General features: G+C 60.8%; 20 protein-coding genes. 13 read left to right on the top strand and 7 right to left on the bottom strand.

Annotated features, from left to right (window positions below):
- From Q1A51_RS21590 to Q1A51_RS21575, 4 genes are all read right to left on the bottom strand, one after another.
- Positions 1-585, bottom strand: a complete 585-nt coding sequence (locus tag Q1A51_RS21590) for a TRAP transporter small permease subunit (protein ID WP_299205379.1) — start codon at positions 583-585, stop codon at positions 1-3.
- An 88-nt stretch (positions 586-673) separates the two neighbouring features.
- Positions 674-1,186 (bottom strand): flavin reductase family protein, encoded by a 513-nt coding sequence (locus tag Q1A51_RS21585; protein WP_299602316.1) that lies wholly within the window; start codon positions 1,184-1,186, stop codon positions 674-676.
- Positions 1,186-2,076: an aldo/keto reductase family oxidoreductase gene (locus tag Q1A51_RS21580; protein ID WP_299602314.1), complete on the bottom strand. Its 891-nt coding sequence runs from the start codon at positions 2,074-2,076 to the stop codon at positions 1,186-1,188. Before Q1A51_RS21580 ends, Q1A51_RS21585 begins: the two co-directional genes overlap by 1 nt.
- A complete protein-coding gene (locus Q1A51_RS21575; RefSeq protein ID WP_299602312.1) occupies positions 2,076-3,230 on the bottom strand; it encodes an LLM class flavin-dependent oxidoreductase in 1,155 nt (384 codons plus the stop codon). Before Q1A51_RS21575 ends, Q1A51_RS21580 begins: the two co-directional genes overlap by 1 nt.
- Before the next feature lie 100 nt (positions 3,231-3,330).
- Here Q1A51_RS21575 and Q1A51_RS21570 point away from each other — a divergent pair, with 100 nt between their 5' ends.
- From Q1A51_RS21570 to Q1A51_RS21560, 3 genes are all read left to right on the top strand, one after another.
- The gene (locus tag Q1A51_RS21570) at positions 3,331-4,041 is read left to right on the top strand and encodes a GntR family transcriptional regulator (protein ID WP_299602309.1); all 711 of its coding nucleotides are present in this window, start codon (positions 3,331-3,333) and stop codon (positions 4,039-4,041) included.
- A gap of 11 nt (positions 4,042-4,052) precedes the next feature.
- Positions 4,053-5,153: a Gfo/Idh/MocA family oxidoreductase gene (locus tag Q1A51_RS21565; RefSeq protein WP_299602307.1), complete on the top strand. Its 1,101-nt coding sequence runs from the start codon at positions 4,053-4,055 to the stop codon at positions 5,151-5,153.
- 87 nt (positions 5,154-5,240) lie between these two features.
- Entirely contained in the window at positions 5,241-6,098 is an 858-nt protein-coding gene (locus tag Q1A51_RS21560) for an SDR family oxidoreductase (RefSeq protein ID WP_299205397.1), read from the top strand.
- On the opposite strand, the gene Q1A51_RS21555 is transcribed toward Q1A51_RS21560, so the two are convergent.
- Positions 6,091-7,416: a GH1 family beta-glucosidase gene (locus Q1A51_RS21555; RefSeq protein ID WP_299602304.1), complete on the bottom strand. Its 1,326-nt coding sequence runs from the start codon at positions 7,414-7,416 to the stop codon at positions 6,091-6,093. The two genes, Q1A51_RS21560 and Q1A51_RS21555, sit on opposite strands and share 8 nt — an antisense overlap.
- Positions 7,417-7,418: 2 nt before the next feature.
- Positions 7,419-8,456 carry a substrate-binding domain-containing protein gene (locus tag Q1A51_RS21550; RefSeq protein ID WP_299205403.1) on the bottom strand — a complete coding sequence of 346 codons (1,038 nt, stop codon included), beginning with the start codon at positions 8,454-8,456 and terminating at the stop codon, positions 7,419-7,421.
- A 246-nt stretch (positions 8,457-8,702) separates the two neighbouring features.
- Here Q1A51_RS21550 and Q1A51_RS21545 point away from each other — a divergent pair, with 246 nt between their 5' ends.
- From Q1A51_RS21545 to ugpC, 5 genes are all read left to right on the top strand, one after another.
- Complete coding sequence (locus tag Q1A51_RS21545; protein WP_299205406.1) at positions 8,703-10,061, top strand: ABC transporter substrate-binding protein; 1,359 nt, start codon at positions 8,703-8,705, stop codon at positions 10,059-10,061.
- Positions 10,062-10,179: 118 nt separating this feature from the next.
- Positions 10,180-11,415, top strand: coding sequence for a sugar ABC transporter permease (locus tag Q1A51_RS21540; RefSeq protein ID WP_299205409.1), 1,236 nt, complete (start codon positions 10,180-10,182; stop codon positions 11,413-11,415).
- On the top strand, positions 11,415-12,569 hold the full coding sequence (locus tag Q1A51_RS21535) for a carbohydrate ABC transporter permease (protein WP_299550227.1): 1,155 nt from the start codon (positions 11,415-11,417) through the stop codon (positions 12,567-12,569). The genes Q1A51_RS21540 and Q1A51_RS21535 overlap by 1 nt, the downstream gene beginning before the upstream one ends.
- A 10-nt stretch (positions 12,570-12,579) precedes the next feature.
- Positions 12,580-14,235 carry an alpha-amylase family glycosyl hydrolase gene (locus Q1A51_RS21530; protein ID WP_299602302.1) on the top strand — a complete coding sequence of 552 codons (1,656 nt, stop codon included), beginning with the start codon at positions 12,580-12,582 and terminating at the stop codon, positions 14,233-14,235.
- Between the two features lie 53 nt (positions 14,236-14,288).
- On the top strand, positions 14,289-15,377 hold the full coding sequence (gene ugpC, locus Q1A51_RS21525; protein ID WP_299602299.1) for a sn-glycerol-3-phosphate ABC transporter ATP-binding protein UgpC: 1,089 nt from the start codon (positions 14,289-14,291) through the stop codon (positions 15,375-15,377).
- 21 nt (positions 15,378-15,398) lie between these two features.
- Here the strand turns inward: ugpC and Q1A51_RS21520 are convergent, their stop codons facing one another.
- Complete coding sequence (locus Q1A51_RS21520; protein WP_299602296.1) at positions 15,399-16,601, bottom strand: ROK family transcriptional regulator; 1,203 nt, start codon at positions 16,599-16,601, stop codon at positions 15,399-15,401.
- 148 nt (positions 16,602-16,749) lie between these two features.
- Here Q1A51_RS21520 and Q1A51_RS21515 point away from each other — a divergent pair, with 148 nt between their 5' ends.
- From Q1A51_RS21515 to Q1A51_RS21495, 5 genes are all read left to right on the top strand, one after another.
- Positions 16,750-17,769 carry a sugar ABC transporter substrate-binding protein gene (locus Q1A51_RS21515; RefSeq protein WP_299205425.1) on the top strand — a complete coding sequence of 340 codons (1,020 nt, stop codon included), beginning with the start codon at positions 16,750-16,752 and terminating at the stop codon, positions 17,767-17,769.
- Between the two features lie 128 nt (positions 17,770-17,897).
- A complete protein-coding gene (locus Q1A51_RS21510) occupies positions 17,898-18,965 on the top strand; it encodes an ABC transporter permease (protein WP_299602294.1) in 1,068 nt (355 codons plus the stop codon).
- Positions 18,962-19,732, top strand: a complete 771-nt coding sequence (locus Q1A51_RS21505; protein ID WP_299602291.1) for an ATP-binding cassette domain-containing protein — start codon at positions 18,962-18,964, stop codon at positions 19,730-19,732. Before Q1A51_RS21510 ends, Q1A51_RS21505 begins: the two co-directional genes overlap by 4 nt.
- Position 19,733: 1 nt before the next feature.
- Positions 19,734-20,351: an AAA family ATPase gene (locus Q1A51_RS21500; protein WP_299602289.1), complete on the top strand. Its 618-nt coding sequence runs from the start codon at positions 19,734-19,736 to the stop codon at positions 20,349-20,351.
- Positions 20,348-21,262, top strand: a complete 915-nt coding sequence (locus Q1A51_RS21495; RefSeq protein ID WP_299602287.1) for a carbohydrate kinase — start codon at positions 20,348-20,350, stop codon at positions 21,260-21,262. The genes Q1A51_RS21500 and Q1A51_RS21495 overlap by 4 nt, the downstream gene beginning before the upstream one ends.

Here is a 21,262-nt window from a genome sequence, read left to right as displayed (position 1 = left end):
TCATTCGCTCCCCGCAGCCATGTCGCCCAGATCGAGATCGGGCAATTGATCGCCGCCGCCCATCAACTCGACCAGTTTGCGCAGGATCAATTCGACATTGACCATGAGCAGAAGAACCACACCGATGAGCAAAGACAGCATCATCCAGCTGCGTGGAACGCGGAACCAGCCATCGAATGTGGGCAGGTAGAGCGATGCGGTGGCAAACTTGCCGCCAAAGCCTGTCACCTCGGAATAGCCGATGGGCAAGGCGACCAGCAGGATCGCGATGGAGATCAGGAGCAGGACCAGACCAAGGAGTGCTGCGACGGGTCGTGGCAACACGCCCGAGATCATGTCGAGCGCCACGAAGCCCCCGCGCCGGAAGGCCGTGGGTGCCATCAGGCCGGTCATCCAGAGCATGCAGAAGCGTGCCGCCTCGTCCGGCCAGGGCAATGCATTGTTGAAGAGATAGCGGGCCACGACCTGAATCAGGATCGCAATCACCATGGCCGCAATGGCCACGATGCCTATGGCTCGCCCGATCTTGAGCAGCAGGCCATTCAACCAGCTGATCGGCGCGAGCACCGTCAGTAATAGACCCATGAAGGGCCCTCCCTTTGTCGGTCGCCCGGCGGTTAATCCACCGTGGCCCATTTTCCGCTTTCACCCCGCGGGCGGGTCGTTTTTCACGTCAGGACGTGACGGAGCCGAAGTTGCCCCCGAAGAATGTGAGCGGCTGTCCGTCGCGCATCTCGGTGCGCTGGACCTGGCCCACGATAATCACGTGGTCGCCTGCGTCATGTGCTGCCACCCTGCGACATTCGAACCGCGCAAGGCAATGATCAATCAAAGGAACACCATCGGCGTTGAAGTGATGCGTATGGTCGTTCAGCATGTGCCCATCGCGCGCTGCACGTTTGCAGATTTCGTGCTGTTCTGCGGCCAGAACGTGGATTGCGTAGTGGTCGGCCGCTTCGAAATAGCGGAAGCGGCGGGCATCGCGGTCCACGGACCATAAGACAAGCGCCGGATCCAGAGAGACGGACGAAAAGCTGTTGGCCACGATGGCGATGGGGCCGTCGACGCTGGGCGCTGTGATCAGGGTTACGCCAGTGGCGAACTTGCCGAAGGCGTCGCGGAGCTGGCGGCTGGAATTGGCATCGGGGGAAAACACTGTCGATTGGTCCGGGCTTTGCATTGTCATCAAGCCACCTCATGTCCCAGGGCCGCTTCATACAAGCGGAACCATGTGGGCCGGTCCAGTGACACCTGTGCAGCATTGCCGATCTTGCTGATCCGGTCGATATTATTCGTACCCATCACCGGAATGATGTTTGCGGGGTGTGCCAGCAAAAACGCGGTCGCGACGGCAGCGCGATCTACGCCTTGTGCGCCAGCAATCTCATCCATGACAGCGTGCAGTTTGTCATTGCCCGTCATCAGGCCGCCGCCACCAAGTGGTGACCACGCCATCACAGGCTGGCCGTGCCGCTGGTGGAACGACAGGTCCCCGTTGGTGAACGGGTTGATTTCACTGAGGGAAATTTCGATCTGGTTGGTGACCAGTTGCGATTTCATACCCGATTGCAGCAGCTTCCAGTCCCAGGGGCGGAAGTTGGACACGCCTACGGCGCCGACCTTGCCGCTCGCGACCGCTTCGTCCAGCGCGGCACCTGTTTCATGGTGATCCATGAACGGGTCAGGGCGGTGGATCAGCAACAGGTCGATGTGATCGACGTTCATGTCCCGCAGCGAGTTTTCGATGCTTTGCATGATGTGGGCGCGGCTGGTGTCGTAGTATTTGACCGGCGCGTCAGCATAGCGGCCCACGGGCGCGACGATATCGCATTTGGTCACGATCTCCATCTTGGACCGCAGGCCGGTATCGGCCTTGAGCGCCTCGCCCAGCACAGCCTCGGCCACGTAGCCACCGTAGATGTCGGCCTGGTCAAAGGTGGTGATCCCCTGGTCAAGGCAGGCGTGGATCTTGGCCTGGACGTGGCCCACCGACGTGTCGCTGTCGTCAGCCAAGCGCCACATGCCATAGACGATGCGCGAGAAATTCAGGGTATCGGATAGTTGGACGCGGTCCATTAGCGGCGCTCTCCTGCGGCAAGGGGTGTTGCGGGGGCGGTCGATGGCACCCGGCCATAAGCATGGGGCAATGAGCAGGTTTTCAAGTGCGGCATGACAAGCGCGCCAAAATGCTTTGCTTCGTCCAGGTGCGGGTAGCCCGAGAAGATGAAGGCGCGGATGCCCATCTTTTGATATTCTTCGATTTTCGACATCACCTGATCGGTCGAGCCGACAAGCGCCGCGCCACAGCCCGAACGCGCCCGGCCAACACCGGTCCAGAGGTTGGGTTCGACATAGCCGAACTTGTCCGCCAGTTCGCGCGCCTTGGCCTGATGCGCCACGCCAAGCGACGTGCTGTCCAAAGCCCGGTCACGGATCAGCTGGCCGTATTCGTCATCAAGTTTTGACACGATGTAGTCTGCGTATTCGCGCGCCTCGGCTTCCGTGTCCCGCACGATCATGTGCACCCGCAGGCCGTAGTCGAGCGTACGGTTGTATTTCTCGGCCACGGCGTTCACGTCGCGCATGCGCTGCGCGAGGTTTTCCTTTGGCTCGGGCCACATCAGGTAGACATCACAATGCTGGCCGCACAGGTCGAGTGCTGATGGGGAATAGCCCCCGAAATAGAGCAGCGGACCGCCTGTCTGGTAGGGGCGCACGGGGTCTGTGGTGAGACCTTCGAAGTTGTACACCTCGCCCTTGTACGTGATTTCGTCCCGCGTCCACGCCTGTTTCAGGATTTCGACCACCTCGCGCGAGCGTTGGTAGCGGTATTCGCTATCGGCCTTTTCGCCCGGAAAATCGGACGAAATGATGTTCACAGTCAGCCGCCCTTCAAGCATGTGGTCAAGTGTGGCGATGGTGCGGGCCAGCATGATCGGCTGCACCTCGCCGCAGCGGACGGCGGCAAGCAGGTTGATCTTGGATGTGATGGGCGCGCAGCCGGCAACGAAGGACAGCGTGTCCTGCCCCACCTGGTAGGAGGAGGGGCAGAGGATGTTGCGGAAACCTTGCGCCTCGGCCTCTTTCACGATGTCGGAACAGTGCGCCCAGCTGGACCGCAAATTGCCGTCAGGCACGCCAAGAAACTGATAGTCGTCCGAGCAAAGAGCCGAGAACCACGACACTTCGGCCGCATCAAGGTCTGGGGATGTGATGGGGACGATCGTCATCTACGGTCTTTCAATGGCTTCAACTTGGCACTTGCGTAACACTGTCATTGATGTAGATCAATGGTGTATCAATTTTATGCACTCCAGCCTGTAACCTCACGTGACCACGCAAAAACAATCCCCTCAGTCGCTGCCCATCTACGTGCAGATCGCCGAGCTTCTGACCCGGGATATCATTTCTGGCCGCTTGATCGATGGCGAGCGTTTGCCGCCCGAACGCGACATGGCCGCCGAGCTGGGCGTGAGCGTCGGCACGTTGCGCAAAGCCCTGCGGGACATGGGCGAAAAGGGGTTGGTGCAGAGCGTTCAAGGCTCCGGCAACTATATCCGGGCGGGGGGCGACACGGGCACCGTCTATGCCATGTTCCGGCTGGAACTGCTTGAAGGTGGTGGGCTGCCGCGGGCGCAGGTTCTGTCTGTTGATCTGATGGGCAAGCCCGCTGACCTGCCAGATTTCGGAAGTGCAGTCCGGGGCACGCGCATCCGGCGGCTGCGGTCCCTGAATGACACAATCATCGCTGTCGAAGAGATTTGGCTGGATGCGGATGCGGGAATCGTGTCGGAAGCCACGATGTCCGAATCCCTTTATGCCACGTACCGCAAAGAGCTGGGTCTGTGGATCCAGCGGGCCGAGGACCGGGTGTCGCTGGGCGCGGTGCCGGACTGGGCGCCCGATGCCTATGGCCCGCGTCCCGGCGACACGGTCGGGTATGTCGAGCGCCTGAGCTGGGCAGACGCAGCGGCACCCATTGAATTTTCCCGCACATGGTACGACCCCGCGCGGGCCGTTTATGTGCAACGCATGAAGTGAAGGAACGCAGGTTGGACCAGGTACGCTATGGCATTATCGGATGCGGGATGATGGGGCAGGAACACATGCGCAATATTGCGCTGTTGCCCGAGGCAAGTGTCGCCGCGTTCTATGAACCGGATGCGGGCATGGCTGCACAGGCGTCAGCCATCGTGCCCGAGGCACAGGTGGTGGGTTCTGTTCAGGAGTTGCTGGCCGTTGAAGACTTGGATTGCCTGCTGATCGTCAGCCCGAACTTCTGCCACGTGGCACAGATGGAAGAGATCGCGGCCACGCGCCCCCTGCCCCTGCTGGTCGAAAAGCCCTTGTTCACGGACCCCGCCGATGCCGCAAAGCTGGCCGCGTTCCGCGACAGCTACCCTGCGCCGATCTGGGTGGCGATGGAGTACCGCTATATGCCCGTCATCGCGCAGTTTCTTGAAAAGGCTGCGGAGGCGACCGGGGGCATCAGGCAGTTGTCGGTGCGCGAACACCGCTTTCCGTTTCTGGAAAAGGTCGGCGACTGGAACCGCTTCAACCGCTACACGGGTGGAACTTTTGTCGAAAAATGCTGCCATTTCTTTGACCTGATGCGTCTGGCGATGGGCGCGGAGCCGGTGCGTGTCATGGCCTCGGCCAGCCAAGCCGTAAATCATCTGGACGAGGATTATGGCGGCGAGGTGCCAGACATCGTCGACAGCGGCTATGCGCTGGTCGAATTCGACAATGGCACCCGCGCGATGCTGGAATTGTGCATGTTCGCCGAAGGGTCCGCCTATCAGGAAGAGCTGTCTGCCGTTGGGCCGATCGGTAAAATCGAGGCGTTTGTGCCCGGACCGGGCCGGTTCTGGCCCGCGCATCTGGGCCCTGCCCCGATTGCCAAGCTGGTGACATCACCGCGCCAACCGCAAGGGCCTGTGACCCATGACATTCCCGTCGATCCAACACTGTTGGAGGCGGGCGATCACAACGGATCGACCTTTTATCAACATCAACGCTTTGCCGCGCTGGTGCGTGGTCAGGGTGCGCCAGAGGTCACGCTGCGCGACGGCTGGGCCGCCGTGGCGATGGGGATCGCAGCCCAGGAAAGCGCGCGCACCGGGCAAGCGGTTGATCCGCGTCAGTGGATGTAGGCGGGGCTTTGCCGCACGGTGGATTTGACTATCCTTTGGTGCGGGCCCATTGCTGGTTGTATCGCAATCATCAAAGGGAGCTGACCCATGTCCAAAGTCATTCTCATCACCGGATGCTCCTCGGGTCTGGGCATTTCCCTGGCCGTGCAGGCCGCGCAGGCGGGCCACACGGTCTATGCCACCATGCGCAATCTGGACAAGCGGACCGCGCTGGATGAGGCGGCCGAGGCGGCAGGTGTCACCCTGAATGTCGCGCAGTTGGACGTGCAGGACAGCGCGTCGATCGCTGCCTGCGTTGAGGACGTGCTGGGTGCGCAAGGGCATGTTGATGTGCTGATCAACAATGCGGGCGCCGGGTTTGTGCGGTCGACCGAGCAGGCCAGCGAAGATGACATCAACTGGGTCATGGACGTCAATTTCATGGGTGTCGTGCGCTGCACCAAGGCGGTGATCGCCCATTTCCGCGAGCGTCGCGCCGGGCATGTGATCACCATATCCTCAGTCGGTGGGCTGGTTGGTCAGCCGTTCAACGAGATTTACTGCGCCGCCAAGTTCGCGGTCGAAGGGTATATGGAGGCGATGGCGTCCTACATCTCGCCCCATTTCGGGATCAACTTCACAGTGGTTGAGCCGGGCGGGATCGCGTCGGAGTTTGCTGCCAACGTGATGAAGCAGGTGGAAGAGACCGGCGGGATGCTGGACGATGAATATCTGCCCATTCTGCAGAAATATGTGGGCGGGTCGCAGACCCGGCAGGCGGGCAGTGACATCTACCAGACCGCCGATGAAGTGGCGGCTGTTGTCATGGAGTGCGTGGCATCCGATGCCCCGCCCATCCGCACCCGGACGTCAAAATGGGGCGAGGCGTTCTGTGCACTGAAAACCGACCTCGACCCCGATGGAAAGAAGCTGCAACAGCAGGTGGTGGATACGTTCCTCAGCTAGCGGTCAGCATGTCCTTGAACGCATGCCATGACGCTTTGGGCGTGCGTTCGAGGCTGTCGAAATCCACGTGGACCATGCCGAACCGCTTTTCATAACCCAGCGCCCATTCGTAATTGTCCATGAGCGACCACGCCATGTAGCCCTGCACCGGCACGCCCTTGGCGATGGCGTCGCGGACCGCTTGCAGGTGGTTTTGGAAGTAGGCGATGCGGGCGTCGTCCTGCACCACCCCGTCGACGATCACATCGGCATTCGCCATGCCATTTTCGGTCACAAAGAGGGGTAGATCGCCGGTGTATTCAGACGCTGTCCGCACGAGGAAATCATGCAGGCCCTGCGGGTAGACCTCCCACCCCATTTGCGTCTTTTCCAGTGGGCCTTCAACGCTGTGATGATGCGGCCAAGGACCATCATTCGGGGCAAGGATCGACCGCGTGTAGTAGTTGATCCCGGCCCAGTCCAGCGGGGCCTTGATGGTGGTCATGTCGTCTTGCCAGCCGTCAGGAAAATGGGGGCCAAGCGCTGCGGTCAAGCGGTCGGGATAGGTGCCCTTGAACGCGCCGGAAACGAAGAAGTGGTTGTAGTAATCATCGTAGAGGGCCGCGGCCTCTGCCGCTTCGAGGCTGTCATCGGCGGGTGTAGCCCATTCCATGTTGAAGACGGCTCCGAGGTTTTTGATCCCCAGACCGCGCATCCGTTCGATGGATGTACCGTGGGCCAAAAGCACGTGGTGCATGGCGCGGGCTGTCGCCCTGATGTCGCGCAGGCCCGGCGCGTGGTGGCCGAGGAAATGGGACAGGAAGGACACGCACCAGAATTCGTTGATCGTCGCCACGGAATAAGTGCGGTCGCCGATGCGGGCCATGACCGCTTCGGTGAAATCGCCGAACCAGCCTGCGATGCCGCGGTTGCGCCAGCCGCCCAGATCGGCGAGCGCCGAGGGCAGTTCCCAATGGTAGAGCGTGGCGCAGGGTTTGAGGTTCCGTTCCAGCATCGCGTCGACAAGCCGGTCGTAGAAATCGAGCCCTTCGGGGTTCACATTGCGCCCGTCCGGCATGACCCGCGCCCAGCTTGTCGAAAAGCGGTAGGCGTCAAAGCCACCGTCGCGCAGCAGGTCCAAATCGCTTTCGTACCGGTGGTAATGGTCGCAGGCGCGCGCGCCGTCTTCGGCCCGGACAACATTGCCGGGCGTGGCGGCGAAATCATCCCACATGGCGCGGCCCGCGCCACCATAGGCGTGCCCTTCGATCTGGTAAGCAGAGGTTGCAGCCCCGAAGAGGAAGCCCTCGGGGAAATCGGTACGTTTGTGCGTGAACATGATCAGTCCTTGGATGTGCCCGGTGCCGGGCCGGTCGAGGCGCCCGAGACGAACTCGGCCTCCCAGAGCTTGGTGATATGCGGGGCGTGCGGGGCACGAATGCGGTCAATGAGCATTTGGGCCAGCGTCGCTCCAGCCGCCCGCACGGAGGATTGCCAAGCGGTGAATACGGGCTGGTCGCCGCCATTGCCAAAATAGCTCAGGCAGTCATCGAAAGTGGCGATGGACACGTCCTGCCCCACCCGCAGGCCGCGTTCGTCCAGCGCGCGGCGGATGCCGGCGGCACAGATGATCGAGGCCGCAAGGAAGGCGGTCGGCGGCTGGTCGAGCTCAAGCATCGCGTTGGCTTGCGTATAGCCGTAGGCTTCGGTCATCTCGCCCGTGCTCATCAATGCGGGGTCGATGGAGAGGCCAGCGAAGCGCAGAGAGGATTCGTAGCCCGAGCGGCGGCGGATGGCGAAGTCCATCGTTTCCTGCCCGTTGATCAGAGCGATGCGACTGTGGCCAAGGCCCGCGAGATAGGACGTCGCCTCGGAAAAGGCGCGGGTGTTGTTCACATCGAGCCACGAGTATGGCGTCTTGATACCGGTTGAGCGGCCGTGGACGACGTAGGGCAGCCCGATCTTGTCGAGCAGTGCCAGCCGCGCATCGTTGCGGCGCGGGGCGTGCACCACGATGCCATCCACTGCGCCACGAGCCTTGAGGCTGCGATAAGTGTCCGCCTCGTCCTGCGCGCCGACGCGCGTGACCATCATGTCATAGCCGTGCGCCGAATAGGTCTCGCCCGCCCCGGCCATGAAGTCCCCGAAGATCGGGTTCACCATTTCCGCCGAATCACTCACCGAAATCACGTGGCCGATGCACTTGGAATGACCGGTGGCGAGGCCCTGGGCCCGTGTATTGGGGCTGTAGGCGTGCGCCTCGGCCGCCTGAACCACGCGGGCGCGGGTTTTCTCGGACACCTCGGGATAACCGTTCAGGGCCCTGCTGACCGTGGTCTGACTAAGACCCAACAAAGATGACAGTTCCTTAAGATTCACAGGCGGATTCGTTCCAAAGCGCTTTAGTTATAGCGACGCTAACGGCTGGTTGCGCTAACGTCAAAACATCTCATCACTCTCGCATAACGTGTTAGGCTAATTTGTACCGGAGACAGCTCAGCGTTTGACAGGACGCAAAAATTCGGCAACGTTCACGGCATCCAAAGCGCTTTGACAAATATGAAAGCGGGCATGAACTGGTCAATCAGCATGTTGGATTTGAACACGAATGGGAGGACGACCAGAATGACAAAGAAACTTCTGGCCAGCGCCGCGGCGTTGGCTATCACGGCTGCATCGGCACAGGCCGACGGCCATCTGGCCTTTGCACCGGGCGAAGGCCCGTTCAGCTGGGACAGCTATGACGCATGGGCCGAAGGGGCCCCTGACCTGAGCGGTCAGACCATCACCGTGTTCGGCCCCTGGCTGACACCCGAGGATGGCTATCTGAACAACGCTCTGGCCTATTTCGAAGCGGCCACCGGCGCCGATGTGATCTACACCGGATCCGACAGCTTCGAGCAGCAGATCGTGATCGATGCCGAGGCCGGTTCGGCCCCGAACATTGCCGTGTTCCCGCAGCCGGGTCTGGCTTCCGTGATGGCGGGCAAAGGCCAACTGCATCCCCTGCCTGAAGGCATGGGTGACTGGGTCAAGGAAAACTATGCCGCCGGTCAGTCCTGGGTTGATCTGGGCACCTATGCGGATGCCGATGGCAACGATCAGGTGTTTGGCTTCTTCTACAACGTGAACGTCAAATCGCTGGTCTGGTACAACCCCGAGAACTTCGAGGATGCTGGCTATGACGTGCCGGAAACCATGGAAGACCTGAAGGCGCTGACGGATCAGATCGTCGCCGACGGGGACACGCCGTGGTGCATCGGTCTGGGATCAGGTGCAGCGACAGGCTGGCCTGCGACCGACTGGGTCGAGGACATGATGCTGCGCACCGTGTCGCCAGACGTCTATGACCAGTGGACCAGCAACGAGATCCCGTTTGACGACGAACGTGTCGTTGCTGCGATCGAGGAGTTCGGCTGGTTTGCACGTGATGATGCCAAGGTCGCCGGTGGGTCTGGTGCCGTTGCATCGACCGATTTCCGCGACTCGCCCAAGGGCCTCTTCACCTCGCCGCCACAGTGCTACATGCACCGCCAGGCGTCGTTCGTACCCGCCTTCTTCCCCGAGGATGTGGAGTTTGGTGTCGACACCAACTTCTTCTACTTCCCCTCCTATGCTGAAAAGGATCTGGGCGACCCGGTTCTGGGTGGCGGTACGCTGATGGCGATCACCAATCCGTCGGATGGCGCAAACGCGTTGATGGAGTTCTTCCAGGAGCCGATCAGCCACGAGCTCATGATGGCGCAAACCGGCTTCCTCACCCCCCATAACGGTGTGAACCTGGACGCCTACAAGGACGACACGCTGCGTGCGCTGGGTGAAGTTCTGCTGGGTGCCACGACCTTCCGCTTTGACGGGTCGGACCTGATGCCTGGTGGCGTTGGTGCCGGTACGTTCTGGACGGGTATGGTTGACTATGCCGGTGGCAAAGATGCAGCCACCGTAGCAGGCGAAATCCAGTCCAGCTGGGACGCTTTGAAGTAAGCGCCAACCTCACAAAAGACCGACCAGTCCGCTGCGCGCGGGCTGGTCCCAAGAACCGGCCTGCGCCGGTCGCGAGAGACCCCTAAAAACCGGGCCTCGCCCCTAGGGAGGAAGCCAGATGAACCCTGCACTGTTGGGACTTGTGACCATTCTCGCCGGCGTCGGCGGATGTCTTTTGTATTTCTGGGGATCGAACCAGATCCTCGACAAGGTGATCTTTCCGGCGAAAGGGCCGCAAGCGGGTCAGAACATCAACCGGGCCAACATCGTGCGCCCCTGGCTGTTCCTGTTTCCTGCCATGTTCGCGCTGGGTCTTTACCTAGCCTACCCTGTGTTCGAAACGCTGCGCCTGTCCCTGACTGACCGGGATCAAGGCGGCGCCTTTGTCGGCCTTGCCAACTACAACCAGATGATGGGCGAGCCGAAGTTTTGGGAAGCACTACGCAACAACCTGTTGTGGTTGATCGTCGTGCCTGCTGCGTCGACGGCCTTTGGTTTGCTGGCAGCCCAGCTTACTGACCGCATCAAGTGGGGATCAGCCGCCAAGTCGCTGATCTTCATGCCCATGGCGATTTCATTCGTTGGTGCGGGCGTAATTTTCAAACTGGTTTATGAAGCTCGGCCTGCTGATCAGAACCAGATCGGTGTGCTGAATTCGGTCTGGCTGCAATTTGACGGCGGCATCGGGTCGTTCCTGTTCCTGCAGGTGCTGCCTGCCATCATGCTTTTGGCCTTTGCTGCGATTGTCGCCTATGTCGGCTGGATTTTCGTGCGCCCTATTGCTGAAAGCAAACAGCGGGGCGGCGGGGCCGGATACGTGCCCCTGCGCCTGTTCGTGGGTGTTGCGGCGCTTTACCTCGTGTACCTGTCGCTGACCTCGCTGGTCGGTATTTTCACCTTCGACTATCCCTACGGCCAGCCGCAGACATGGCTGACCATTCCGTTCTGGAACAGCTTCCTGCTGATGGTCGTGTTGATCTGGATCCAGACCGGCTTTGCCATGGTGATCCTGTCTGCCGCCCTGCGCGGCATCCCGGAAGAAACGGTTGAAGCAGCCATCGTCGATGGGGCCAACCCGTTCCAGATTTTCTTCAAGATCAAGGTGCCGCAGATCATGGGCACCATCGTGGTGGTCTGGACAACCATCACCATCACCGTCCTCAAGGTGTTCGACATCGTGTTCGCGATGACCAACGGCCAGTGGGAGACGCAGGTTCTGGCCAATTACATGTTCGACAAACTGTTCCGCGCCAACGATTGGGGCGTGGGGTCGGCATCCGCGATCATCATCATGATCATGGTGTCCCCGATCCTGGTCTGGAACGTCTACAACGCCCGTAAGGAGATGAAATAATGGACAATATAGCTGGTTCCAAATCGTCTCTGGGCTGGGTGGTCAACATCTCGGTCGTGCTGCTTGTGGCCTTGTGGGTATTCCCAACCTTCGGCTTGCTGGTGTCCTCGTTCCGCACGGCAGATCAGATCGTCGGATCGGGCTGGTGGGCATCCCTGTTTCCGTCAGAACAGACAGAACGGTATCGCGCCGCTGACCCCGATGAAAACCGTGTACAGCGCGGAGACCTGTTCGTGGTCGAGGGCAACTTCTTTGGCGACAACGGCGCGCCGGGTGAAATTCAAAGCTGGGGCACATCGTCCCGCGCTGTCGATGCCTATCAGGCGGGTGACGTGGCGGACCTGGGTGACGGCGAGACATTCTCGGTCGACGCGGAAGGCAACTATGTCTGGTCCGGCAATGACGAGCAGATCAGTGGGCGAGGGCAGCGCGCCTTTGTCACGGCCGTTTCACCGCCCGAGTTCACGACCGAGAACTACGTCAACATCATGACGAGCGGCGATTCCAACGACAACATGGCCAAGGCGTTTTTCAACACTCTCACAGTGACCATTCCGGCAACCATCATTCCCATCGTGGTGGCCGCATTCGCCGCATATGCGCTGGCGTGGATGGACTTCCCCGGTCGGGCGATCCTGATTGCCTGTGTCGTGGGACTGCTGGTGGTGCCGCTACAATTGGCGCTGATCCCACTGCTGAAACTGCACGTGGGGATCGGCATCGGCAAAGGGTATCTGGGCGTCTGGCTGGCCCATACCGGCTTTGGCCTTCCACTCGCGATATACCTCTTGCGAAATTACATGGTTGGCCTGCCGCGAGACATCATCGAAAACGCCAAGGTGGACGGCGCGACGGATTTCCAGATCTTTACCAAGATCATCCTCCCACTGTCGTTCCCCGCCTTGGCGTCCTTTGCGATCTTCCAGTTCCTGTGGACCTGGAACGACCTTTTGGTGGCCAAGGTGTTCCTGATTGACGCCACGGGGCAGACGACAGTGATGACCGACCAGATCGTCAACTTGCTGGGCACACGGGGTGGCAACTGGGAAATCCTTGCGACGGCGGCGTTCGTGTCGATTGCGGTGCCGCTGTGCGTGTTCTTTGCAATGCAGAAGTACCTGGTGCGCGGTCTGCTGGCCGGGTCGGTTAAATAGGATCTAGTGTATGAACAAGAAAGCGGAATTCGACATGGCTCGGACTCTTGTGGCGGACAAGGACTGGTGGCGCGGGGCGGTGATCTATCAGATCTATCCGCGCAGCTTCCAGGACAGCAATGGCGATGGTATCGGTGATCTGAACGGGATCACCAGCCGCCTGCCCTATGTTGCGTCACTTGGGGTTGATGCGATCTGGATTTCGCCCTTCTTCACCTCGCCGATGAAGGACTTTGGCTATGACGTCAGCGACTATCGTGGCGTCGACCCGATGTTCGGCACGCTGGCCGATTTCGACGCGCTGGTCGAAACGGCGCATGCCCTTGGGCTGCGCGTGATGATCGACCTTGTTCTGTCGCACACTTCGGACCAGCATCCATGGTTCGCAAAGAGCCATGTGGACCGCAGCAACGACAAATCCGATTGGTATGTCTGGTCCGATCCCAAGCCCGATGGCACGCCACCCAACAACTGGCTGTCGATCTTTGGTGGTCCCGCCTGGACGTGGGAACCGCGGCGCGAGCAGTATTACCTGCACAACTTCCTGTCGACGCAGCCCGACCTGAACTTCCACAACGTGCAAGTGCAGGATGCGCTGCTGGACGTGACCCGCTTCTGGCTGGATCGTGGCGTGGATGGTTTCCGTCTGGACACGATCAACTTCTACTACGCGGACAAGGAGTTGCGCGACAATCCGGCCCTGCCGCCCGAACAGCGCAACGCAACCATTGCGCCGTCGGTGAACCCGTATAATCATCAGGAACACCTCTATTCCAAGAACCAAGTCGAGAACTTGGAGTTCCTGGCGCGGTTCCGGTCACTGCTGGACGAATACCCCGGCGCGGCTGCCGTGGGCGAAGTCGGCGACGCACAGCGCGGGCTTGAGATCATGGGCCAGTACACTGAGGGCGATGAGCGCGTACAGATGTGCTATGCCTTTGAATTCCTCGCCAAGGATCCGCTGACCGCTGCGCGTGTTGTCGAGGTGCTGAACAAAGTGGATGATGTGGCTACGGATGGCTGGGCTTGCTGGGCGTTTTCCAACCACGACGTCATCCGCCATGCCAGCCGGTGGGACCTGTCCCCCGCCGCGATGCGCGCCTATGCAACGCTGATCCTGTGCCTGCGCGGCTCGGTCTGCTTGTACCAAGGCGAAGAGTTGGGTCTGCCGGAGGCCGACGTGGCCTTTGAAGACTTGCAAGACCCTTATGGCATCGAATTCTGGCCCGAGTTCAAGGGTCGCGACGGGTGCCGCACCCCCATGGTGTGGGAGCCATCGAACAGCCATGGCGGGTTCACCACCGGTGAGCCGTGGCTGCCTGTCAGCCGTGATCATCTGCACAACGCAGTATCAACACAGGAGCACGACCCCGCCGCCCTGCTGCATCATTATCGCAAGGCCATCGCCCTGCGCCACGCCCACAAGGCGCTGTCGAAAGGTGCGCATGACGGGGTCAATGCGACCGGCGACGTCGTGCATTTCGCCCGCACGCATGATGGCCAGGTGATCTTTTGCGCCGTGAACCTGAGCGACGAACCGGCCACGCTGGACCTGCCCGATGGGGCCTGGGTCACCATCGGGTCAGAACTTGGCAGCACCGCCCCCAGCCCCGATGGGCATGTCCATATGGGCGCGTGGCAGGTGGCGCTGGCCTTGAAGACGTAAACGAGGAGAACGGGGCCCGGTCCTGACCGGGCGCCCGAAGGGAGGGACCAACCATGGCCGACTTGAAACTGACAGATGTCGAAAAGACATATGGCGGCACGGTCAACGTGCTCAACAACATCAACCTCGACATCGAAAAAGGCGAGCTGATTGTCTTTGTCGGCCCGTCCGGATGCGGCAAGTCCACGCTGCTGCGCATGATCGCGGGGCTGGAAAAGATCACCGGCGGCACGCTTGAGATTGACGGGACTGTCGTGAATGACGTGCCACCCGCCCAGCGCGGCATCGCCATGGTGTTCCAGTCCTACGCACTTTATCCGCACATGACCGTGCGGGATAACATGACTTTTGCCCTGAAGCTGGCAAAGAAATCGCAGTCAGAGATTGATGAGGCGGTGAACCGCGCTGCGCGTATCCTGCAGCTTGAGCCCTATCTGGATCGGCTGCCCAAGGCCCTGTCCGGTGGTCAGCGTCAGCGGGTTGCCATTGGCCGCTCCATCGTGCGCGATCCCAAGGTGTACCTGTTCGACGAACCGCTTTCGAACCTTGACGCCGCCCTGCGCGTCGCCACACGGATCGAGATTGCGCAGTTGAAAGAGTCGATGCCCGACTCCACCATGATCTACGTGACGCATGATCAGGTCGAAGCCATGACCCTTGCCAGCCGCATCGTGGTTCTGGCCAACAAGGGCATCGCGCAGGTGGGTTCGCCCCTTGATCTCTATGAACGCCCCGAGAACGAGTTCGTGGCACAGTTCATCGGCTCGCCTTCGATGAACCTGCTACCGGGCGAGATTGTCGAGACCGGCGCACAGACCAAGGTGAAGATGGGCAACGGATCCGTCATCACTTCTGCCGTACCCACGCAGGATGGCGACAAGGGGATGCAGGTCAATGTAGGGGTCCGTCCCGAAGATATGGTCGAAACCGATGGTGACGCCGTGTTTGAAGGCAAGGTCGATTTCACCGAAGCTTTGGGCGAAGTCACGATCCTGTATTTCGAAGCCCCCGAGGGCGAACAGGCCGTACTGGCCAAGATGCCCGGCATCCACAAGGATCTGCGCGGCAAATCCGTCAAGGTGACGGCTGCGCCAGAGAAGGTGCAGCTGTTTTCAAACGGACAGTCACTGTACTACCGCTAAGGATTTGGGCGCCTCGGCGCCCTACCCCTGATCGAACAAGGCCGCGGACCGATCCAGCAGCAATTGCCCGATGATCGGTCCGGCAGCCGCCCCAATTCCGCGTGCATTGCCACCGATCTGCCCGGCGACCGTCACCGGGGGGATCAAACCGCGCATGTCCTTGGTCGCAAGTGCTGCGCGGGTCATGTCGACCAACCGTTCGCGTATACCGTTGGGCATGGCGCCATCGATTACCATAGCCTCGACGTCGATCACCGCGCATGACGCCACACTGGCCAGTGCCAAGGCGTCGGCCGCCTGCTCCAACCACGGCTGAACAAAGGCTTCCAGATGGGACCAGTCCTGCGGTTGTTCCCACAGTTGCCGGGGGTCTTGCCTGGCCTCGATCAGACGCAGCTCGAGCGTTCGGATCGACGCCAGGTCAATCAAATGCGCGGGCCTGCCCCGCAAGTCCGCCACCGGCATCGTTCCGAAGGCACCTGCGTTCTTCTGATTGCCCTCGAACACGGCATGATCCAGCACCACGCCTCCGCCGACAAAAGCCCCCAGGAAGAAGTAGATGTAATCCCGATACTCCCGCCCTATGCCGAACACATGCTCGGCGCGGCAGGCAGCGGTGGCGTCATTGACCATGCGCACCGGCAGATCAGTGATGCGCCCCACCTCGGCGACGAAATCAGCGTCTTTCCAAGCGGCGAACTCGTCGGCCGGAGCATCCAGCAATTCGTGCCAGCTCCACAGCTCAAATGGGGCGGCTATGCCAACGCCACACAAGCGCGTGCGTGTATTATGGTCCATTTCCTCCATCAACCGCGCAAACCCGTCACGCAGAAAGGCAAAGACAGCGTTGGGCAGCGGATAGTCATAGGTGTCGCGTAGCTGATGGCGCACCTGTCCAAGCGCATCCAGCACAAGCAGATCGGCGGTCCGTCGCCCGATCTTGAGCCCAATAGAAAACACGCCGTCCGCGTTCAGCAAGTACGGCACTGACGGCTTGCCCACCTTGCCTTTGACCGGATCGCCTTTCAGCAGCAGACCGTCCTGTTCCAGCTTGCGCAGGATCACGGATGCGGTCTGTGGCGATAGACCGGTCCGTCGCGCAAGATCCCTGCCCGGCAGTCCGCTATTGCGCTGCAGGATCGATAGGATCAGCCGTTCATTGTAAGCGCGCACGCCGGTCTGGTTGATGCCTCCGGACAGGGTGCGCACGTGGTCCAGTGTCATCTGACCGTATCCTCCCTTCATCAATCTTTGCGCGCGTCAATTAATAAATCAAGTTGAATTATTAATTGACAGGATCACAGAATCGCGTTTCCCTTGGGTCAGTTTGGGTCGGGCATTTTCCCGATCCGACAACGACTGGGAGGACACCATGAAGAAACTCTTGCTGGGCACAGCCTGTGCCTTGACCACGATGGCGGGCGCTGCATTGGCAGATGGGCACGCGATTTCGGCCTGTCTGATCACAAAAACCGACACCAATCCGTTCTTCGTCAAGATGCGCGAAGGCGCCACCGCAAAGGCGGAAGAGCTTGGCATCAACCTCAGCTCGTTCGCGGGCAAGGTGGATGGCGACCACGAGACGCAAGTGCAGGCCATCGAAACTTGCATCGCCAACGGCGCCAAGGGCATCCTGCTGACTGCCTCGGACACCGCCAGCATTGTGCCTGTCGTCCAACAGGCACGTGACGCGGGCCTTTTGGTCATTGCGCTCGACACCCCGCTTGAGCCCATTGACGCCGCCGACATGACATTCGCCACCGACAATTTTCTGGCTGGTGAGCTGATTGGCGCATGGGCCGCCGCGAGCCTTGGGGATGCAGCAGCAGACGCCAAGATCGGCATGCTCGACCTCGCGATCAGCCAGCCGACCGTTGGCGTGCTGCGCGATCAGGGCTTCCTGACCGGGTTCGGCATCGACGTCGGTGATCCCAACAAGTGGGGCGACGAAACCGACGCCCGCATCGTCGGCAATGACGTCACCGCTGGGAACGAGGAAGGTGGCCGCCGCGCGATGGAGAACCTTTTGGCCAAGGACCCGTTCATCAACGTGGTCTACACCATCAACGAACCCGCCGCTGCCGGTGCCTATGAGGCGCTGAAAGCCATTGGCCGTGAAAACGATGTGCTGATCGTGTCCGTCGACGGTGGCTGCCCCGGCGTACAGAACGTGGCCGATGGCGTGATTGGCGCGACATCGCAGCAATACCCGCTTCTGATGGCATCCTTGGGGATTGAGGCGATTGCTGCCTGGGCCGCTGACGGGACCAAGCCCGAAGCTACCGATGGCAAGGCGTTCTTTGACACGGGCGTGGCGTTGGTGACAGACAAGCCTGCCGACGGGGTCGAGAGCATCTCGGTCTCCGAAGGCAAGGACCTGTGCTGGGGCTGATCAGCGAAAGCAGATCAAATTGCGGAGCGCCGGTGCCTCACCGGCCTCCCAATACCAACAAGAACTAAGCTATACTTGGGGCGGGCACGTCGCCTGCCCCATTTCATTGCCTGACATCGGGACCACCCATGACCCAATCGGACAACTACGAAGCCGCAGCCACTTCAGCCGATGCAACCGTCGCAGAGTTCGAGGATCATCGTCGAGGCCTTGTCGGGCGCGTGCAGCATACGCTGCACCAGACGCCATCACTGGTGCCGCTGATCGTGCTGATCTTTTCCATCGCGCTCTTTGGCATCCTGCTGGGACAGCGCTTTTTCTCGCCCTTCGCGCTGACGCTGATCCTGCAACAGGTACAGATCGTAGGCGTGCTGGCCGCCGCACAGACCCTGATCATCTTGACGGCTGGTATTGACCTAAGCGTTGGAGCCATCGCCGTTTTGTGCACCGTTGTTATGGGTAAGGCGACCTTCAGCTATGGTGTTCCACCCGCTGTCTCTGTTGCCATCGGCTTGGCGGTTGGCACGACTTTGGGCGCCATCAGTGGATGGCTTGTCAGCCGTATGAAGCTGCCACCCTTCATCGTGACACTAGGCATGTGGCAGATCGTGCTGGCCGCGAATTATCTCTATTCCGCCAACGAAACCATCCGGTCGCAGGACATCGAGGCGGAGGCTTCCTTTCTCCAATTCCTCGGGACCAAGATCCAGTTTGGCGGTGCGACATTCACCCTTGGCGTCCTGGGCATGATCGCCCTGTTCATCGCGTTGGCCTATGCCTTGCGATCTACCGCGTGGGGCAGACATGTCTACGCTGTCGGGGATGACCCCGAGGCGGCGGAACTGTCCGGCGTGGATGTGCACAAGACCTACATGTCCGTCTACATGGCCGCCGGGTTCATCTGCGCGCTGGCAGGCTGGGTGATGATCGGGCGGTTCGGGTCGATCTCTCCCTCCGCAACGACCGGAGTGATTGGCAACATTCAATCCATCACCGCCGTGGTGATCGGCGGCATCTCTCTCTTTGGCGGCCGTGGATCGATTGCAGGCGCACTCTTCGGTGCCCTCATCGTGGGCGTGTTCGAACTGGGCCTGCGCATGGCAGGGGCGGACCCGCAATGGACCTTCATGCTGATCGGCATGCTGATCATCGCAGCCGTCGCAGTAGATCAATGGATACGGAAGGTGGCGGCATGACCGAACCCATTCTCAAAGCCCGCAACCTCGTCAAACGCTATGGCAAGGTCACAGCGCTTGACCATGCCGACTTTGACCTCATGCCTGGCGAAATCCTTGCCGTGATCGGCGACAACGGGGCGGGCAAATCTTCGATGATCAAGGCCGTGTCGGGCGCGGTTGTCCCGGACGAAGGGCAGGTGTGGTTGGAGGGGCGCGAGGTCAAGTTCCGCTCGCCCATCGAGGCGCGCGAGGAAGGGATCGAAACCGTCTACCAGCAGCTTGCCATGTCCCCTGCCCTGTCCATTGCGGATAACATGTTCATGGGGCGCGAGTTGCGCAAACCCGGGATCATGGGCAAGGTGTTTCGCCGTCTCGACAAGCAGGCGATGGAGAAGTTTGCCCGCGAAAAGCTGAGCGAGCTGGGGCTTGCGACGATCCAGAACATCAATCAGGCGGTCGAAAGCCTGTCTGGCGGTCAGCGTCAGGGGGTCGCCGTGGCGCGCGCAGCAGCTTTTGGGTCCAAGGTCGTGATCCTTGACGAGCCGACGGCAGCCCTCGGGGTCAAGGAAAGCCGCAAGGTACTTGAGTTGATCCTTGATGTGCGGTCGCGGGGTATCCCAATTATCCTGATCAGCCACAACATGCCGCACGTCTTCGAAGTGGCTGACCGCATCCACGTGCACCGGTTGGGCAAGCGCCTATGTGTAATCGACCCCAAGGATCATTCGATGTCCGACGCTGTTGCTTACATGACCGGCGCGGCCGTCCCGGAGATGGCGGCGTAAGATGACCCTCGACCAGATCTGTGCGCAGATCCTTGATCGGCCCGCTGCACCACACAGGCGTCTTGTGGCCGTGGCGGGGCCACCTGCGAGCGGAAAGAGCACGCTGGCAGAAACCCTTGCCGCGCGGCTGTCACAGCAAGGCGAGCACGTTGCCGTGGTGCCGATGGATGGGTTTCACCTTGACGACTGCCTGCTGGAACGCGACGGGACGAACAACCGCAAGGGGGCACCACACACGTTCGATGCCGATGGCTTTTGCCGGCTGATAACCGCCCTGCAATCGCCCGACCCGATTGTGTTTCCTGTCTTTGACCGTACCCGCGAAATCGCCGTAGCAGGCGCGGGACGGGTCGAGGCGGGCTGCAGCACGGTGCTGGTCGAGGGAAACTACCTGCTTCTCGACACACCGCCCTGGACCAAGCTGCACGATCTCTGGACATTCTCGATCGCGCTGTACCCCCCGATGGATCTGTTGATCGACCGGCTGAAGGCCCGCTGGGCCGAACATGGCAAGCCTGATGCACAGGCATGGATTGACACCAACGATGTGCCGAATATCACCACCGTGCTGACTCACTCGGCACCTGCCGACCTCACATTGAACGAGATAGACCAATGATACTTTGCGCGGGCGAAGCCCTGATCGACATGATCCCGAATGCCCACGGCGCTTACGTGCCACATGTCGGAGGCGCGGTGCTGAACACCGCCGTGGCCTTGGGCCGCTTGGGCGAACCCGTCGGGCTGATCACCGGCCTGTCCTCGGACCCGTTTGGTGCAATGATCGCGGATCACCTGACCGCCAGCCATGTCTCTACCGACCATGCCGTGCGCAGCAACCGCAACACGACGCTGGCCTTTGTGCATCTGGATCAGGGCAATGCCACCTACACGTTCTATGACGACGAAACCGCTACGCGGAACATCCAACCTGTTGATATTGCTGCTGTCCCCGCGGGGATAGAGGCAATGTTCTTCGGCGGTATCTCTCTCTGCAACCCGCCGGTGGCGGACAGCCTGCTGGATTTGGCCCTGTCCCAACCCGCAGATCGGCTGGTGATGGCAGACCCCAACATCCGCCCCGGCTTTGTCTCTGATCACGACGGGTATCGCGCCCGTTTGACCAAGCTGATCGAGCGCGCGGACATCGTGAAGCTGTCGGATGATGACATCGGCTGGCTGGTGCCCGACGGCGATCTGGACGCCAAGGCGCGGGCCGTTCTGGACATGGGGCCGAAGTTGCTTCTGCTGACCGAAGGGGGCGACGGAGCGACGGCGCATCTGTCAAATGGCACACGGGTGCGGGTTGCTGCGGAAAAGGCGGCAGTCGTTGACACAGTTGGCGCTGGTGACACGTTCAATGCGGGTTGCCTTGCAGCCCTGCGCCGCGCTGGCGCGTTGTCGCCTTCGGATGTTGCAATGCTGGACGAGGGCACGCTGACGGATATGCTGACCCTGGCCGCCCGTGCCGCCGCTATCACCGTCTCTCGCGCTGGGGCAAACCCGCCTTGGCAAACTGAACTGGACTGA

This window comes from uncultured Tateyamaria sp. (genome assembly GCF_947496075.1).
Classification (GTDB): domain Bacteria; phylum Pseudomonadota; class Alphaproteobacteria; order Rhodobacterales; family Rhodobacteraceae; genus Tateyamaria.
This window is presented reverse-complemented; position numbering and strand designations above follow the sequence as displayed.

What these genes read in the sequence shown, in the direction of transcription:
- Q1A51_RS21590 (WP_299205379.1), bottom strand. Translation starts at nt 585, where the DNA reads ATGGGTCTATTACTGACGGTGCTCGCGCCGATCAGCTGGTTGAATGGC.
- Q1A51_RS21585 (WP_299602316.1), bottom strand. Translation starts at nt 1,186, where the DNA reads ATGACAATGCAAAGCCCGGACCAATCGACAGTGTTTTCCCCCGATGCC.
- Q1A51_RS21580 (WP_299602314.1), bottom strand. Translation starts at nt 2,076, where the DNA reads ATGGACCGCGTCCAACTATCCGATACCCTGAATTTCTCGCGCATCGTC.
- Q1A51_RS21575 (WP_299602312.1), bottom strand. Translation starts at nt 3,230, where the DNA reads ATGACGATCGTCCCCATCACATCCCCAGACCTTGATGCGGCCGAAGTG.
- Q1A51_RS21560 (WP_299205397.1), top strand. Translation starts at nt 5,241, where the DNA reads ATGTCCAAAGTCATTCTCATCACCGGATGCTCCTCGGGTCTGGGCATT.
- Q1A51_RS21555 (WP_299602304.1), bottom strand. Translation starts at nt 7,416, where the DNA reads ATGTTCACGCACAAACGTACCGATTTCCCCGAGGGCTTCCTCTTCGGG.
- Q1A51_RS21545 (WP_299205406.1), top strand. Translation starts at nt 8,703, where the DNA reads ATGACAAAGAAACTTCTGGCCAGCGCCGCGGCGTTGGCTATCACGGCT.
- Q1A51_RS21540 (WP_299205409.1), top strand. Translation starts at nt 10,180, where the DNA reads ATGAACCCTGCACTGTTGGGACTTGTGACCATTCTCGCCGGCGTCGGC.
- Q1A51_RS21535 (WP_299550227.1), top strand. Translation starts at nt 11,415, where the DNA reads ATGGACAATATAGCTGGTTCCAAATCGTCTCTGGGCTGGGTGGTCAAC.
- Q1A51_RS21530 (WP_299602302.1), top strand. Translation starts at nt 12,580, where the DNA reads ATGAACAAGAAAGCGGAATTCGACATGGCTCGGACTCTTGTGGCGGAC.
- ugpC (WP_299602299.1), top strand. Translation starts at nt 14,289, where the DNA reads ATGGCCGACTTGAAACTGACAGATGTCGAAAAGACATATGGCGGCACG.
- Q1A51_RS21520 (WP_299602296.1), bottom strand. Translation starts at nt 16,601, where the DNA reads ATGACACTGGACCACGTGCGCACCCTGTCCGGAGGCATCAACCAGACC.
- Q1A51_RS21515 (WP_299205425.1), top strand. Translation starts at nt 16,750, where the DNA reads ATGAAGAAACTCTTGCTGGGCACAGCCTGTGCCTTGACCACGATGGCG.
- Q1A51_RS21510 (WP_299602294.1), top strand. Translation starts at nt 17,898, where the DNA reads ATGACCCAATCGGACAACTACGAAGCCGCAGCCACTTCAGCCGATGCA.
- Q1A51_RS21505 (WP_299602291.1), top strand. Translation starts at nt 18,962, where the DNA reads ATGACCGAACCCATTCTCAAAGCCCGCAACCTCGTCAAACGCTATGGC.
- Q1A51_RS21500 (WP_299602289.1), top strand. Translation starts at nt 19,734, where the DNA reads ATGACCCTCGACCAGATCTGTGCGCAGATCCTTGATCGGCCCGCTGCA.
- Q1A51_RS21495 (WP_299602287.1), top strand. Translation starts at nt 20,348, where the DNA reads ATGATACTTTGCGCGGGCGAAGCCCTGATCGACATGATCCCGAATGCC.